The organism is Streptomyces sp. SD31, assembly GCF_052068475.1.
Taxonomy (GTDB): Bacteria; Actinomycetota; Actinomycetes; order Streptomycetales; family Streptomycetaceae; genus Streptomyces.
Genome location: NZ_JBQHCX010000019.1, coordinates 128,915 through 144,288, shown reverse-complemented (window position 1 = coordinate 144,288; position 15,374 = coordinate 128,915). Strand labels below are relative to the sequence as shown.

Here is a 15,374-nt window from a genome sequence, read left to right as displayed (position 1 = left end):
CGACGCCACCGACGAGCCGTTCAGCGAGCCGCAAGCCAACCTGTACGCCGCCTCCTGGCTGTCACGGAACCAGGTTCGCCGGCCGGCCACGGCCGCCTCGATGTCGTCGACCGCCCGCGCCTTCCCTGAGGGTTTGTTGTCCTGTGATCCCGGGAGGCGGATTCCGCTCGTGACGGAAGTCGACAAGGGAGCGGAAAGCACCCTCTTCTCTCACGTTTGTTATGCGGGGGTGCTCTGCGTGTTTCGTAGCGGTGCCGTCTGTGGTGCGCGACCATACGGACGCCGACACATCACCATCATCGGCATTGCGCTTGGAAACACCGAGACAGAAAGAAGGACGGACGTGTCCGGCAGCGAAAGCGAAAACCCAGCAATCGCCTCCCCCACCCCCACGCCGACTCGGCCCAGGACGAACCGGGACTGGTGGCCGAATCAGCTGGACCTCCAGATTCTCCACCAGCACTCGTCCCGCTCCAACCCGATGGACGAGGACTTCGACTACGCGAGAGAGTTCGCGACCCTCGACCTCGATGCGCTGAAGCGGGACGTATTCGAGTTGATGACGGCGTCGCAGGACTGGTGGCCTGCCGATTACGGCCACTACGGGCCGCTCTTCATCCGGATGAGTTGGCACGCCGCGGGCACGTACCGTGTCGCCGACGGCCGGGGCGGTGGCGGCAGCGGCGCTCAGCGCTTTGCGCCGCTCAACAGTTGGCCGGACAACGCGAGCCTCGACAAGGCGCGCCGTTTGCTCTGGCCGGTCAAGCAGAAGTATGGCCAGAAAATCTCCTGGGCCGACCTTCTGGTCTTCGCCGGCAACTGTGCCATGGAATCCATGGGGTTCAAGACCTTCGGATTCGGCTTCGGGCGAGAGGATATCTGGGAACCCGAGGAAATCTTCTGGGGGCCCGAGGACATCTGGCTCGGCGATGAGCGCTACAGCGGCGAAAGGGAACTCGCCACTCCCTTCGGTGCCGTGCAGATGGGACTGATCTACGTCAATCCGGAGGGGCCCAACGGCAACCCGGATCCGATGGCCGCCGCCCGGGACATCCGCGAGACGTTCGGGCGCATGGCGATGAACGACGAGGAGACGGTCGCGCTCATCGTGGGCGGCCACACGTTCGGCAAGTGTCATGGCGCCGTCGATCCCGCGTACATCGGCCCGGAACCCGAGGCCGCCCCCATCGAGCAGCAAGGCCTCGGCTGGCGGAACACGTACGGCAGCGGCAAGGGCGCCGACACACTCACCAGTGGGCTCGAAGGCGCATGGACCCCCGAGCCGACCAGGTGGGACAACGGATACCTGGACACACTGTTCCGGTACGACTGGGAGCTGACGACGAGCCCCGCCGGTGCCAAGCAGTGGACTCCCACGGATCCTTCGGCCAAGGACACGGTGCCCGATGCCCATGATCCGTCGAAGAGGCACGCTCCCATGATGCTGACGACGGACCTCGCGCTGAAACTGGACCCGGTCTACGGCCCGATCGCGAAGAGGTTCCACGAGAACCCGGACATGCTGGCGGAAGCGTTCGCCAAGGCGTGGTACAAGCTGTTGCACCGCGACATGGGACCCGTCACGCGCTACCTCGGCCCATGGGTTCCCGAGCCACAGCTGTGGCAGGACCCCGTCCCTCAGGTCGAACACGAACTCGTTGGGGACGAGGACATCGCCGCGCTCAAGAGCCGGATCGTCGCCTCGGGACTGTCCGTCTCCCAGCTGGTCACCACCGCTTGGGCGGCGGCGGCGAGTTTCCGCGGCACCGACAAGCGTGGCGGGGCCAACGGGGCACGGATTCGCCTCGCGCCTCAAAGGGACTGGGAGGTCAACAAACTGCCCGAGGTGGCCGAGGTGGTGCAGAAGCTGGAGCAGATCCAGCAGGACTTCAACGCCTCACATGCCGGCGGAACGAAGGTCTCGCTCGCCGACCTGATCGTCCTGGGCGGGTGCGCGGCCGTCGAGCAAGCCGCGAAGAACGCCGGGTACGACATCACTGTCCCGTTCGCGCCGGGGCGTACGGACGCCTCGCAGGAACAGACCGACGTGGAGTCGTTCGCCGTGCTCGAACCCAGGGCCGACGGGTTCCGCAACTACCTCCGGGCGGGAGAGAAGCTGTCGCCGGAGACCCTCCTGCTGGACCGCGCCAACCTGTTGACGCTGACCGCTCCCGAGATGACGGTGCTGATCGGCGGCATGCGGGCCCTGAACACCGGCTTCAAGCGATCCCGGCACGGCGTGTTCACGCACCGGCCCGAGACACTGACCAACGACTTCTTCATCAACCTGCTCGACATGGGCACGGAGTGGAAGGCGTCGGCTTCGGACGAGAACGTATTCGAAGGCCGGGATCCCGCCACGGGTGAAGTCAAGTGGACCGCCACCGCGGTCGACCTCCTCTTCGGTTCGCACTCCCAGCTTCGAGCCGTCTCGGAGGTCTACGCGTCCCAGGACGCGGGAGACAAGTTCGTGCGTGACTTCGTGGCCGCGTGGGACAAGGTGATGAACCTCGACCGGTTCGACCTCACCTGAACGAACCCAGGTCCCGGCAGGGGAAGTGACGCGGATCGCTCAGAGCTCCGCAGCGCTCCGCAGCGCTCCTGTGGTGGGCACGCGTACTCCACCCACAGCACGCCTGCCCACCGTCCAGGGCGCCACACACGAAGGGCCGGACGCGCGTACCGCGTCCGGCCCTCGCGATTCTCCCGGCAGGCGTACCAGTTGGGACGGGCGCGGGAGAGAACGCTGAGCTGTTGGGGCCGATCAGGATGGTGCTGCGGCAGCCCCAGTGAGTCAGACGATCGGCTCGAGGGGCTCGATCTCCGGGAGCTCCGGCAGGGTGGGAAGGCTGGGGTACCCCGGGTAACTGCTCTCGCTCACGACGTAGGTGCAGTTGGTGTACGTGTATCCGGGATCGATGGTCATTCCGTCGGCCTTGTTCGTCACGTCCTCCGCGTCTTCGTCGGCGTACTTGATGAGGGTGTGGTAGTTGCCCGCGGGCAGGTTCAGGTAGCTGGTCGGGTAGTCAATGCCGCTGTTCGAGCAGGCGGTGCTCTCGGCCTCCGACTCGCTGGAGTACTCGGTGCAGTCGGCGCACGCCGGAAGGTAGACGCTGCCGGTGACCGGGCCGGTGTAGAGGAACTCGACCGCGGTCGGGGCGTCGTTGCTGATCTCCATGGGCATCTTGGAGCCGCCCGGGCCGCGGGACGGCGGCAGCTTCCGGCCCGCCTCGGGCCGTTCCTCGGCGATCTCCGCGGCGATGGCGATCTGCCGGGCGCGCTTCGCGTTCTTGTTGTCCTCGTACTTGTCGGCGAAGTCGTTGAGTGTCTCGGCCGCCGCGCCGAACTTGGCGTCCTCGAACTCGTCCACCCCGCAGGCATAGGCGCCGGACTCCACCGCGTTGACGGCGTCCGTGCGCAGCCCGTCACCGGGGCTGCCCGCGGGCAGGTCGACCATGGTCCGGCTGATGGCCTGCAATTCCTCGCCGGCAGGGCAGGGGTTATTGCCCTTCAGTGCCTTGGACCGCTTCGCGATCTCCGCGCTGACGGCCGGTTCGACCTTGGCGGCCTGCGCAGAGTCGGGGAACGTACGCAGCAGTTCGGCCAGCGCGCCGCCGTTCGCGTCCGCTTCGGTCACGGCGTTGGAGCCGAGGTTCGTGATACCGCACTCGTAGAGCGAGGTGGCCAGGGGCTTCTCGGGCCACTCGGCGAGGGAGCCGAGCCGCATGGCGCCCGTGGTGTTGGGCACGTTCCGCAGATACCGCAGCGGTTGAAGGGCCTCGCAGTACTTCTTCTCGCGGTACGGCGCGGCAACACTGGCGTAGAACCGGTCGAGGCGGTCGGGAATGCGCTGGGCCGCCCGGCTGCCGGGGTGGTCGTCGCTGAGTTCACGGTAGGCCTTCAGTGCCCGCTCGTAATCCTGCTTGGCCTCGGCGAAGCCGTCCCGCTGCGAGGCGGCGGTGACCAGCCGGTCCGTCTCGGCGAGCCGGTCTAGCAGCATCTGCTGGTACGCCTCTTCCCGCGCCGCCTCGTACCCCACCGCCCCACCGGCCGGCACGGCGAGCAGCACGAGCCCGACTCCGGCGGCGACCGTCGACCGCCACGGCAACATCAGCCGCGTACGGCGTGCCAGCCACGCCCCGTGGACCGCGGCCGACACCAGAACGAGGACGTACGCCCATACCGCGCCGTCCGGCAGGCCGTCGGGGTCTGCGGGCAGCGCGGCCACCAGCAGGCAGCCGGTCGCGACCCAGCACAGGGCGGCCTGCGGCCAGCGCCGCAGGAGGACGTAACCCATCCCGAGCCCGCCGAGGTTGAACAGCCCGGCCGCCGCGGCCCGCCACGAGTCCACCGGCGCGGCGTCGTCGGGCTCCTCCGGCAGCGTGTAGGTCAACCACTCGGAGCTCGGCGGCTCTACGGCCGGCGCACCATCGGGCCGCGGGGGCGGAGGCGGAAGCGACGACGGGGGCTCAGGCGGCGTGGACTCCGGTCGACCCGGCGGCTCTCCCGTGCCACCGACCCCGTACGGCTCTTCGGACCGATGCATACCGACTCACTCCCCCAACTGCCGTACAGACAGGACAACTTGCTCCCTCACAGTTCCCCTATGTTCCGGCGGGCGGCTGGGGAGGGGTCCCGAACGCACGGAAGGAGATCAGCGACGCAACCGGGGGGCGATCACCAGTCGGCTCCACCGCGCCGCCCGGGCCCGGCCCTCTTGAGTGACCGGCACCGGCGCCGTTCGCTGGTCCTGCCAGAGCGCCCCATGGGCGAGGGCGTCTTCACCCCGGGTCCTCAGCCTCCGGCGAAGTGGCGCACGCCCTTCCGGTGCGCGCGGGCCGGGTGACTGCGCGTCTTGTGGTTACTCGCCCGGTATGGCGAAGCTCATGAAGCTGGGACACAGGCGCGAGGACGCCCGCCATGACCGGGGCCGCCTACACGGCCCGGTGGCCGACGAGCAAGACCGCCGGGCCGATTCCCACGGCCACGCGGGCGAGCCCGAGCGGTTCGGGCCGGGTCCGAACGTGGAACGCAGGGGCGCCGGATGCTCGATCGCGATCCTGTACTGGGCCGGCCCCCACGCGAAGATCCGCGGCTTCAAGTGGATCACCCGGGGCAGCTTCCTGGCCCTGGCGAGCTGGATGGTCACCTCCGCCGGGTTCGCTTCTACGTGGGGAACTTCGCCTCGTACAACAAGACTTACGGCACCTTCGCTGGGTTGATCGTCTTCCTGGTGTAGCTGTGGATCGCCAACCTCGCGATCCTACTGGGCCTGATACCCGCGAATGGGACGGGATGTGCCGTGGAACCAGTGATGACGAGCGAGAAGGAGTGGCGACGTAGATGAGCACGCTCACCGCATGGGAACGGGCTCTCGAGCGCGTAGAAGGAGCTCTGGTGGCCCAGATTTTCCCCAGGGAACCGGTCGAACTGGTGGGGGCGCTGCGGCGTGAATGTGACAGCAACGCCGTGGTGTGCAGTCAGAGGCGGGTGGTGGTCCCGAACGCGTACGACGTGGAACTCGCCGAACACGTCCACGACGAACTCAATCCCAACGATGGCCAGGTTGCCCAGGTCCTCACCGACAAGCTGGCACGACACGGCGAGTACAAGGGGTACGAATGGGCCGGACCGCTGACCGTGCACGTCACCAAGTCCCGCGACGTCCCCAACGGCCGTTACCGCGTGACGAGCACCGTGATGTCCCACATCAGCGCCGGCGGTTTCCGGACCCCGGACCACTGAGCCGTCCTGATGGCGGGGTTGCACGAAGCCGATCGAGCCGTGACACAGCAGACGGGCTCCCGCATTCCGGCCCGCCTCGGCCAGGTGCTCTCGCTGGTGGAGGAGACCGCGGAGAGCGCGAAGCTGTGGTGTGGCGCGGCCGCGCTGATGGCAACGCTCGGCGGGTGGCGGGGCCGTAAGGCGGCGACCGCGGGCATGGCGGCGCTCACGCTGGGGCAGCTGGTCTCCAACGGCCTGGGCAAGCGGTTAGCCGACCGGCCCAGGCCACCGAAGGAGTGGTTTCCGCACGACGAGGTCGAGGACCGCCCCGACTCCTCATCCTTTCCCTCGGGCCACACCGCGGCCGCGGTGGCCTTCACCGCGGCCGTCGCGCCCACCTGGCCGGCCGCCGGGATCGCGTGTGCGGTGCCGGCGAGCCTGGTGGCCGTCGAACGGATACAGTCGGGCGCCCACTACGCCGGCGACGTTGCCGCCGGCACCGTCACCGGCCTGCTCAGCGCCTGGCTCACCGGTGTCGATGGTGTCCGGGGTGAGGCGGTGCCATCGTGAGGCACCTTCGATGTACGTCTCCTCCAGGAGTCCGGCGCGGAACGTTGCGACTGCCGAGCGCAGCTCGGCCCAGAAGTCGTCGTCGCCCGGTCGCTGGACATCCTCCCCGTCGGTCTCCATGTCGTACGGGGAGGCGTCCATTCGTTCCGGGAACAGCCCTAGCGCATGGGTCCGGGCCAGTGCCGCCTCGCAGAGCCGGCTGCTGCCGATGTAGAGGTACTGGTCCCACCCCACGTGAACTGCGAAGGTTCCCTCTACCTCCAGGCGGCACCAGGCGCCGCTGTCGCGGAGCATGAGCCGCACCAACTCCAGCCCGACGTCGAGGGGCACCTATGCTCCGTCGTGGAAGCCGGTCAAGCCGGCCGGGAAGAGCTCACCCAGCCCGAAGTCGTCCAACGGCCGCTCGACACCGAAGTGCACGAGAGACGAGACCTGGGGCTCGCGTACGGACGCCTCAAGGTCGATCAGGACCGTGCCATAAGTGCGCCCCTTGCGGAACGCGAACACGTCGATGCCGCGCGCCCGCCCCGCGGCGCTCGTGAGGGCACCGGAGGAGCCGTGAGCTGTCCCAAGAGCGCAGCCAGTCGGGCGTCGAGCCGCAGCTTCGTGCACAGACACTGGCCCGCGAGCGGATCCATTCGCGAGGTGTTGTGCCCATCCGGTTCGCGAGTCGCGGTTGCCGTCGGCGTGGCCATGGCGACGGCGGCGGTCTCGCCGAGCAAGGCGTCGGCCCCGCGTGCCGCAGCCGCGCGGCTGATGCCCGGTCGGCGAAATCGGCTGCGTGAAGGCCAGGAGCATGACGTCAGTGTTCTGTAATCAGCTCCCGGCGTCGGCAGGGCCGTTCATTCCGTTCAATGAAGTGACGACGGGCGACTCTCAGGAGGAGGGACGGGATGGGGCGAGTGCGAACGGTGCTGGTCAGGCCTTGGGTGATCGGAGGGCTGGTGGTGGCTGTCGCGGGGGCCGGCTTCGGGCTGTACTGGTTCCAGCCCTGGAAGCTGTGGCAGGACGTGACGGTCCAGGAGGTGCTGCCCGAAACCGTGACACCCTCGAAGGCGCCTGCTCCAGCGCCGTCCGGAGAGTCCACCTCGCCGACCCCGACCGGACCCATGACGCTGGCGAGCGGTGAACTCATCAGCCACGAGCACGCGACATCGGGCACGGTCAGGCTCGTCCGACTGGCCGACGGCTCCCATGTCGTACGACTGGAGAACCTCGACACCAGCAATGGGCCGGACCTGCGTGTGTGGCTGACGGACGCGCCGGTGAAGGAAGGCCGCGCCGGCTGGGGCGTTTTCGACGACGGCCAGTACGTCAGCCTCGGCAAGCTGAAGGGCAACAAGGGCAGCCAGAACTACGTCGTGCCCGAAGACATCGATCCGGCCCGGTTCAGCAGCCTCAGCATCTGGTGCGACCGGTTCGATGTCTCCTTCGGCGCTGCCGAACTCGCTCGTGCCTGACATGCAGTCGGGGTCGCCCACATGCGCCAGGTGGCCTGCACGGTGGGGATGGCCTCGCCGGAGGGCGACCTCCAGCTGATGGGCGTTCAGCTTGTCGGGGTCGAGGCTGCGCCGCTCGCGCAGACCGAGCCAGTAGGAGACGGCGATGACGGCCAGGCTGGTGGGGACCATGGGGCCGGCCATGTGGACGAAGTACTCGCCGGCATCCAGGCGCAGGACGCTGATACCGCGCGTCTGGTGAGCGAAGGGGAGCGCGAGACGCTGGTCGTTGCTTCGGAAGATGCATGGCGCCGGCACGAGAACCACCGCTGTCGAGCCATGAGGCTGTTACAGCCGCTCTTCGGGCGGCCGACCATCCACGGAGCTGCCTATGGGGTACGCATCCGGGCCGACCCGACCCAGGGGCTCCCGCGAGCCGCGATGAGTCCTGCGGCGTCCGGGGTCGTACTGTCGAACCCGTTACCGAGGAGGACTTTCGATGCGCAGCGTGACCTATTCGATGAGCGTCTCGCTTGACGGCTACATCGTCGGACCGGACGGCGGCTTCGACTGGACGGCGCCCGACGAGGAGGTCTTTCGCTTCTGGATCGACGAGATCCGAGAGGTCGGCGTCCACCTGTTGGGACGACGGCTGTACGAGACGATGCTGTACTGGGAGACCGCCGACCAGGATCCATCGCTCGACGACGCAGAGCTCGAGTGGGCCGCGCTCTGGAAGCCGCTCCCAAAGGTGGTGTTCTCCACCACGCTGTCGACGGTGCAGGGCAATGCCCGCCTGGCCTCCGGCGGCCTGGCGGAGGAGATCGAGCGGTTGCGAGCCGAGCCGGGCGAGGGCGACATCGCGATCGGCGGCGCGACTCTCGCCGCCGAGGCGGCCGCGTCGGGTCTGATCGACGAGTACCGGGCCATGGTCTACCCGGTGCTGGTCGGCGGTGGCATTCCGTTCTTTCCCAGGCGCGAGCGCCGGGTGGATCTCGAACTCGTCGAGACCCGCACCTTCAGCTCGAGAGTCGTCTACCTCCGCCACCGCGTGGCGCGCTAGCCGGCTCGTCCGCCGAGCCCCAGGGAGAATCGGGCAGCATGCCCAGAAAAATTGCCGCAGGCATGGGGTCCTTGGTCCTGGTCCGCCAACAAAGGTGACGTCACGTCACATACGAACCGGACCAATAGCAATCACGCAGAGCCCTTGCCCTCAACCCCGGCGGCTCCAGTTTGGACTCCCACACCAGTTCTGAATTCAACAGCCGCCATCGGGTCCGTTTTCGTCAGTCGGCCGATCGGGTTACGCTGGACAGGTTCGAGGCAATAGGGGACAGATGGTCGATCTCGGAGGTCACCATGGATGTCGCCGTGGGAACATTCAACCTCAACAATCTCTTTTCACGGTTCAACTTCCAGGCAGAGATATCGGCCGTCCATCCGGTTGACGCCGAGGGACAGCTGACCTCCAGCTATGTCTTCGACGACCCCGAGAGCGTGCGGATCCGTAGGTACAAAGGCAGGCTGGTCAAGGGAATCGCCCCCGAGGAACAGCAGGTCCTCGCCCGACGGATCAGCGAAATGGATCTGGACATACTGGCCGTGCAGGAAGTCGAGGATATCGACACCCTGCGCTTTTTCGTTGCTCAGCACCTCGGCGGCGCCTACCCGCATCTCTCGCTGATCGAGGGCAATGATCCCCGCCTGATCGATGTTGCCGTCCTGTCGAAATTCCCGGTCGGGGCGGTGACTTCCTGGCAGCACGCGGTCCATCCGGACGTGCCCGGTGAACGCGTCTTCAGCCGCGACCTGCTGGAAGTGCACATTCTGGATCCCCGTGACCCCGACGAGCATCTGCTGACCGTCTTCAACAACCATCTCAAGAGCCAGTTCGTCGACCGGGACACCGACCCCGAGGAGGGCAAGCGCCTCGCCGACGAGCGACGCACCCGCCAGGCTGACACCATCGTCCGGATCATCGGCGAGCGGACCCGCCCCGATGGGCGCTACATCGTGCTGGGCGACATGAACGACACTCCTGACGCACCGACGCTCGCCAAACTGACCGAGCCGACAGGCCAGTTGAGACTGACGGAGGCGCTCGCGCATCCGGAGGAGACCCGGGAACCCAAGCCGGACAATCCTCCGCCGCCTGCCTCGGGGTCGTGGACCCATCGGTTCAAGGAAGCCGGACAGCCCGCCAAGTACGAGTTGTTCGACCAGATCTGGCTCAGCGAGAGTCTCACTACGCGGCACAAGAGCTCTCACATCGACCGACGGACCAGGCACGGCGGTGACGGATCGGACCACGATCCCGCCTGGGTGGTCCTCGATCTCTAGCCTCTTTCCTCTTTTCCATTCCGGCTTCGTTCCGGATTGAGCACCGGCGGAGGGAATACCCATGCCTTTGAAGAACTACGGCGTGCTGGCATGCAAGGTCGTCGACCGACGCCGTGAAGGGGCGCCCGACGACACCCCGCATTACCAGTTGCACCTCACCGACGGCAGAGGCACGCACTACCGCGGTGCGGTCAACGTCCTGTCCCAGGAGGCTCCCTCCGAGCTGCTGTTCCTGGCCATCGACGATTTCCGGCACCCCGTGACCGCACAGCTTCCCCCAGCAGGGAGTGGATGGACCGAGCTGCAGTCCCGGCCGGGCACGGCGAGCCTGGACTTCATCCGCGGCAATCTCTTCGCCCCGGAATCGATGCGCGAGCTGCCTCCTGATGTGGCCGGCCCCGACAACGACCTTTCCGACAGGCTGGACCACTACATCGAGCGTGCCCTCGGCGATCCCACGGCCGCCCTGTACATCTTCGGCGAGCGATGGGGGCCGGAACGCAACAAGCGCGACAAGGTGTTCGGCTTCGAGCCCGGCAATGGTGTGCACGACATCCATATGAACCAGGGCAGCGTGGGGCGTTTCAGTTCGACCAACGGGGTCTGGCAGGACGGCGCACTGATACTCCACTTTCCCGCCGAATCGCGCTGGGTGGCCCTGTTCCTGGCCTTCCAGTCCCAGGCCTGGCACACCGACGAGCGGACCGGCCACGGCATCGAGACAGCACCTGCCCGGCCCGTCCAGCGGGAGGCCGAAGTACGCATCCTGGCCGCCATGGTCAACCCCAAGGGCCCGGCACCCGAGCGGGAGACGGTGACCCTCATCAACGCCTCGCCCGAATCCGTCGACCTCAACGGCTGGCAACTGGCCGACGAGAACGATCACATGCTCCCGCTGCCCGCAGAGCACGTCCCCGCAGGCGCGACCGTGGTCGTCCAGGGCGGGAACGGCTTCGCACTCGGCAACGGGGGTGGGGCGATCACCCTGCTCGACCCTTCCGGGCTCAAGGTCCACGGTGTGTCGTACACGGAAGCTGAGGCGCGTCGCGAGGGGTGGACGGTGTCCTTCTGACCGAGTCCTTCTGAGGTTACCGCGGCCGAGGAGATGCCACGCGGGGCTCGGTACGGTCCCGGTCCAGCGTTCCACGGCCGCGGTCCCCGCGTGCCGGGCCTGTTCCCGGGCGCTCTGGCTGACGGTGGTCAGGTTGAAGCAGCTCAGCCGGGAGTGGCTCGGGACGGAGACACCGACGCGAGTGAGGGCGGCGAGGACGCCGATGGCGCACTGATCGTTGAACGCGACGATCGCGCTGGGGAGTTGGGCGCCCTCGGCAAGGTGTTGGACCGCACGTTCACCGGCTGCCTCCGTGTTGTCCCCGGCGAGGGTCCGAGTGGGGCCGTCCAGGCCGTGCCGACGCATGGCCGTGCACTCCTTACCCCGCGTGCCGGCCGACGCCGACGGCAAGGTCCCCACCGGCTACGGCTTCTGGTACAACGCCTGGCCCGAGAACCCTGCCTGGAAGTTCGTCGCCGTCGGCCGAAGGCCTCGCCCCGGCTGCCAAGAACCCCACAGCGCCGCCGCAGCCCCGTAACCCGTGCATTCCTCGTGGCCCCGTTTCCATGACCTTCGGGAACGGGACCACGCCTTCTCCTCATGGGAAAGCCAGATCTGCTGGCGGCCTGTTTCCGGCCCTTCAGCTCGCGTCGGTGCCCCCGGCTCTGACGGTGATCCGCGCGTAGTCGTACCCACCAGGCTCAGGCGACGGGTTGTAGGTGATCGTGAACGTTCGCCGTACGTCGCCGAAGCGGTCGGAGTACGTCACCTTGGACGGGCTGATGCGCTTCGGTTCGGCGGTGATGTCGTACGTACGAAGGAAGTCCTTGACGCTCGAGTCCTGGCTGTTGCCCACCTCGTACCGGAGCACCGCGGTGCCGTCCTTCTCCACCTTGGCGTACGTCGGTATGTAGTAGCGCCCCGCGGGTTGATGCTGATCGTGGTGCATCCCCGCCTTGCGCTCCACTGCCTCCTCCGGACCGTCACCGGCCGGCGTGAGCAGCGCGACGCCCGCCCAAGCGATAACGCCGAGCGTCCACACCACGCACAAGGCCAGGAACCACACCAGCCACCGGCGCCGACGCGGGCTCGTGGGGCCCGTCCGCGTACTCACCCGTTCCATGTGCGTACTTCGCCCTGTCCGCCCATGTCGTACTCCTTGGCCTGACCCGACTGGTGGAGCCTGGCCATCTGGGCGTCCGACACGTTGCCCATCGCGGGTACCGGAGTCGCCTTGTTCGCATCCCAGTTGTAGCGGTCGTACACGTGGGTCTGGTAGCGGATCGTGGTCTTGGGCTCGCCGTCCGGGCCCGGGACGACCTCGACCTGGGCGACCGTGTTGTAGTGGAAGGAGCCGACCGCGTGATACCAGTCGGGGTCCTTCTCGGCGGTCCAGCCCTGCCAGCCGGTCTGCTGGACGTACTTCACGGGCTTCCCGGTGCGCTCGTACTCGGCGAGGGCCTGCGCCTCCCAGTTGGGGGCGTTCTCCGCGAGCTGGGCTTCCACGTTGCGGTTCATGTCCGGGAGGTCGCCCATCAATGCGTCCACGTCGATGTCCAGCGGTTCCCCGGTGTTGGAGAGGTAGTGCAGCATGTGCTTGGCCGACTGAGGGCCGCCGAGCACCGCGGGGGAACCCATGGCGAAGAAGCCCATCTTGTTCTTGATGGCACGATCCTCGTCGGTGGCCTCGCGGGTGTTGTAATCGCCCGAACCCTTGTCGGGCGCGGGCGGCGGGAGCAGCACTCCGCCCCCACCGGAGAAGACGCGGTTCAGATTCCTGGCGCCCTCGGTGTCGGCCTTGACGGCGGCCTCGGTCTGTTCGTCCAGGACGGTGTACTCCACCGCCTTCTTGATGCGTTCGAGTTCGTAGCCGGTGTGCTCGTTGACGTCGGCGGCGTAGCTGAGGGCGGCGGTCGCGCGCGTGAGGAGGCTGTCCGCGTTCTCCTGATCCTGCCGGGCCGCCCCCGCGCTGTCCGGGTCGTTGGGCGGGTAGTCCCGCTCGGGGATGGTGACGCCTCCGCTGTCGTGCAGGGTCAGGTCCTTCGACCGGGCCATCTCCTGAGCCTCGGCGAGCCAGGTGCGGGCGAGCTCGAACCCGCTCTTCGCCGCATCGAGGGTGGCTGCGGCAGCCTTTGACTCGCGGTGGGCGATGGTCAATTCGTCGTGCAGTACGGACAGTTGGACGCGGGCCATCATGGCGGCCGGGCCCGCCCAGACGAAGGGCAGCTTGAGCAGGACGTTCTGGACGTGGTCCCGGGCCTCGGTGGCCGCCGCGGCCAGGTCGGCCCACTCGCCGGCCGCCCGCGACCATGCCTGCGGGCGTACGTCTTCCAGTTCCCCGACCGTGATGTTCTGCCGCTCGACCGCATCGGCATGCTCGTGGTCCTGGCCCTCCGGCCGGTCAGTGAGCGTTGCCATTACGCATCCCCCTCGAGCGAAGCGAGGATCGCCTGGAAATCCTGCGCCGTACGCTGTTCTTGAGTCGTGTAATTCGTGTGCGTCCGGCGCATCTTGTCGGCCAGTGCGCGGCATTGCTTGGCGAGGCGGGTGATTTCGTCGTCCCAGTCGCCCGTTGTCGATTTGAGCATGCGTCCGCTGGTGAGCATGCTGTGGATACGCGCTGTGGTGTCGGATTCCGCCAGGCCCTTGTCCGCCTTCTCGAGGATCTGTGCGGCCAGGTCCAACTCGTCCGCCATCTTGCCGAGTTCGGCGTTGCTCACGCCGTAACCGTTGTCGTCGGCGCCACGGGCCTGGGTGTCGGGGGCGCTGCTCGGGCCGGTGGCTCCTCCCGAGCCGGTGCCGGCCGACATGGCCTGGATGCCGTTGTAGTTGAAGCCGGGGTCCGGGTTCGTCCCGGGTGCGGGATTCCTTTCGCGGACGTCGGTGGGGCCGTCCGGGGCGGGCATCTGGTATGTCTGGTCCGCCGGTTGGGAGTTGCGGGGCTCAGGGCCGGTGCCGGCGTCCGGGCCGACGTCGGGCGCGGGTGTGTCCAGGCGGTAGCTGGTCCGGGGATCCGGGCCGGTGAGCGGCGCGGATATGGGTGCCACCGAATCGGGCTCTGTATTCACAACTTCCCCCTGTGTCGACGCGGACCCGCTGTGGGGCAGCACGCTTCGACGACTATGCGATCACTCGTGGTTGGACCCTAGCCGCTCGGGTTCACGCCCGGGCAATGAGGCTCCGCGGCCGCGGAGCCTCCGCAAAAACCCGTTGGCGCACCACGGTGACCACGGCTACCGTTTCGGGGCCGTGCGAGAGAACGAGGAGGTGGTAGCCGTGAACGCAGTATCGACATGGGTGCTCCCCTCCGGGGTCACGGTCGGGCGATAGGTCGTCCGGGAGCGCCGTTCAAGAGCACTCCCGAAAGGCACGACCATGCAATTCACTTCCGAGCAGCGCCTCGACGACGGCGTCCTCGAGCGCGAATTCACCCTCGGCGAGATCCCGGGCACCCTGTGGACGCCCGGATCCGCACCGGCCCCGCTGATCCTGATGGCCCACAACAACGGCCTGCCCAAGGCGGAACCCCGGCTGGTGGCCCGGGCCCGGTACACCGCGGCCCGTGGCTACGCGGTGGCCACCATCGACGCCGCCGGGTGCGGTGACCGGCCCCGTTCCGTCGCCGACGAGCAGGCCCGTGCCGAACTCCGGCGGGCGATGCAGGCCGGCGAGCCGGTCGACGAGATCTTCGAGTCCTTCATCGGCCCGCTGGTCGAAAACGCGGTCCCGGAATGGCAGACCACTCTGGACGCCCTCCTTGAGCTGCCCGAGATCGGCGGCCCGGTCGGGTACTCCGGGGGGTGGACCGCTCTCGGCATTCGGCTGGCGGTGGTCGAGCCGCGCATCGCGGCCGCCGGCTTCTTCGCCGGGGGTTACGTGCCCCGCGCCCAGCGCGAGGAGGCCCGGCAGGTGACCATTCCGCTGCTGTTCTTGCTGCAGTGGGACGACGAAGGGAACCCCCGGCAACGGGCCCTGGACCTGTTCGACGCCTTCGGCAGCAAGGAGAAGACGCTGCACGCCAATATGGGCGGGCACACCGGCGCCCCGTGGTTCGAGCTGGAGGACGGGTGCCGGTTCTTGGACCGACACCTGAAGTGAGGCCGGCCCGTCAGGCCGGCAACAGACGGTAGGCGGTGTCGGCCAGGATGCCGTCATCGAGGACAGGTCCCGGCCCTCATCGATGGCGGTGACCGGCAGATGCACAACCGCCCCGATCTCGGCGGTACCGGCAATCGGCGGTACCGGCCGGT

The 15,374-nt window shown here is 67.9% G+C and carries 15 protein-coding genes and 2 pseudogenes; 11 read left to right on the top strand and 6 right to left on the bottom strand.

All coding sequences use genetic code 11. The features are described 5' to 3' along the window. The first annotated feature begins 343 nt into the window (after window positions 1–343). Complete coding sequence (katG, locus tag ACTMVF_RS34440) at window positions 344–2,533, top strand: catalase/peroxidase HPI (protein ID WP_441275046.1); 2,190 nt, start codon at window positions 344–346, stop codon at window positions 2,531–2,533. 261 nt (window positions 2,534–2,794) lie between these two features. Here the strand turns inward: katG and ACTMVF_RS34435 are convergent, their stop codons facing one another. Next, a complete protein-coding gene (locus ACTMVF_RS34435) occupies window positions 2,795–4,393 on the bottom strand; it encodes a hypothetical protein (RefSeq protein WP_441274970.1) in 1,599 nt (532 codons plus the stop codon). Between the two features lie 658 nt (window positions 4,394–5,051). Between ACTMVF_RS34435 and ACTMVF_RS34430 the strand changes: the two are divergent. The 3 genes and pseudogenes from ACTMVF_RS34430 to ACTMVF_RS34420 all read left to right on the top strand — a co-directional run. Beyond that, window positions 5,052–5,236, top strand: a pseudogene (locus tag ACTMVF_RS34430) (YhjD/YihY/BrkB family envelope integrity protein); the annotation flags it as partial. Between the two features lie 107 nt (window positions 5,237–5,343). Beyond that, on the top strand, window positions 5,344–5,745 hold the full coding sequence (locus tag ACTMVF_RS34425) for a DUF3662 domain-containing protein (RefSeq protein WP_441274969.1): 402 nt from the start codon (window positions 5,344–5,346) through the stop codon (window positions 5,743–5,745). Between the two features lie 39 nt (window positions 5,746–5,784). Continuing rightward, entirely contained in the window at window positions 5,785–6,294 is a 510-nt protein-coding gene (locus ACTMVF_RS34420) for a phosphatase PAP2 family protein (protein WP_441274968.1), read from the top strand. 330 nt (window positions 6,295–6,624) lie between these two features. Here the strand turns inward: ACTMVF_RS34420 and ACTMVF_RS34415 are convergent, their stop codons facing one another. Continuing rightward, window positions 6,625–6,801, bottom strand: coding sequence for a hypothetical protein (locus ACTMVF_RS34415; RefSeq protein WP_441274967.1), 177 nt, complete (start codon window positions 6,799–6,801; stop codon window positions 6,625–6,627). A 386-nt stretch (window positions 6,802–7,187) separates the two neighbouring features. Here ACTMVF_RS34415 and ACTMVF_RS34410 point away from each other — a divergent pair, with 386 nt between their 5' ends. The 5 genes from ACTMVF_RS34410 (at window position 7,188) to ACTMVF_RS34390 (ending at window position 11,145) form a co-directional block, all read left to right on the top strand. Further along, the gene (locus tag ACTMVF_RS34410) at window positions 7,188–7,754 is read left to right on the top strand and encodes a DM13 domain-containing protein (RefSeq protein ID WP_441274966.1); all 567 of its coding nucleotides are present in this window, start codon (window positions 7,188–7,190) and stop codon (window positions 7,752–7,754) included. A 21-nt stretch (window positions 7,755–7,775) separates the two neighbouring features. Then, the gene (locus ACTMVF_RS34405; RefSeq protein ID WP_441274965.1) at window positions 7,776–8,270 is read left to right on the top strand and encodes a hypothetical protein; all 495 of its coding nucleotides are present in this window, start codon (window positions 7,776–7,778) and stop codon (window positions 8,268–8,270) included. Beyond that, window positions 8,233–8,796 carry a dihydrofolate reductase family protein gene (locus ACTMVF_RS34400; RefSeq protein ID WP_441274964.1) on the top strand — a complete coding sequence of 188 codons (564 nt, stop codon included), beginning with the start codon at window positions 8,233–8,235 and terminating at the stop codon, window positions 8,794–8,796. Before ACTMVF_RS34405 ends, ACTMVF_RS34400 begins: the two co-directional genes overlap by 38 nt. Before the next feature lie 296 nt (window positions 8,797–9,092). After that, window positions 9,093–10,073 carry an endonuclease/exonuclease/phosphatase family protein gene (locus tag ACTMVF_RS34395; protein WP_441274963.1) on the top strand — a complete coding sequence of 327 codons (981 nt, stop codon included), beginning with the start codon at window positions 9,093–9,095 and terminating at the stop codon, window positions 10,071–10,073. Between the two features lie 61 nt (window positions 10,074–10,134). Further along, a complete protein-coding gene (locus ACTMVF_RS34390) occupies window positions 10,135–11,145 on the top strand; it encodes a DUF2278 family protein (protein WP_441274962.1) in 1,011 nt (336 codons plus the stop codon). A 108-nt stretch (window positions 11,146–11,253) separates the two neighbouring features. Here the strand turns inward: ACTMVF_RS34390 and ACTMVF_RS34385 are convergent. Further along, a pseudogene (locus tag ACTMVF_RS34385) lies at window positions 11,254–11,490 on the bottom strand (substrate-binding domain-containing protein); the annotation flags it as partial. Between the two features lie 22 nt (window positions 11,491–11,512). Between ACTMVF_RS34385 and ACTMVF_RS34380 the strand changes: the two are divergent. After that, a complete protein-coding gene (locus ACTMVF_RS34380; RefSeq protein ID WP_441274961.1) occupies window positions 11,513–11,662 on the top strand; it encodes a hypothetical protein in 150 nt (49 codons plus the stop codon). A gap of 102 nt (window positions 11,663–11,764) precedes the next feature. Here ACTMVF_RS34380 and ACTMVF_RS34375 read toward each other — a convergent pair whose 3' ends face one another. The 3 genes from ACTMVF_RS34375 to ACTMVF_RS34365 are packed head-to-tail and all read right to left on the bottom strand — an operon-like array spanning window position 11,765 to window position 14,171. Continuing rightward, entirely contained in the window at window positions 11,765–12,238 is a 474-nt protein-coding gene (locus ACTMVF_RS34375) for a hypothetical protein (RefSeq protein ID WP_441274960.1), read from the bottom strand. After that, window positions 12,235–13,542: a hypothetical protein gene (locus tag ACTMVF_RS34370; RefSeq protein ID WP_441274959.1), complete on the bottom strand. Its 1,308-nt coding sequence runs from the start codon at window positions 13,540–13,542 to the stop codon at window positions 12,235–12,237. Before ACTMVF_RS34370 ends, ACTMVF_RS34375 begins: the two co-directional genes overlap by 4 nt. Continuing rightward, window positions 13,542–14,171, bottom strand: coding sequence for a hypothetical protein (locus ACTMVF_RS34365; RefSeq protein WP_441274958.1), 630 nt, complete (start codon window positions 14,169–14,171; stop codon window positions 13,542–13,544). Before ACTMVF_RS34365 ends, ACTMVF_RS34370 begins: the two co-directional genes overlap by 1 nt. Window positions 14,172–14,499: 328 nt before the next feature. Here ACTMVF_RS34365 and ACTMVF_RS34360 point away from each other — a divergent pair, with 328 nt between their 5' ends. Further along, a complete protein-coding gene (locus ACTMVF_RS34360) occupies window positions 14,500–15,222 on the top strand; it encodes a dienelactone hydrolase family protein (protein ID WP_441274957.1) in 723 nt (240 codons plus the stop codon). Window positions 15,223–15,374: the final 152 nt, after the last annotated feature.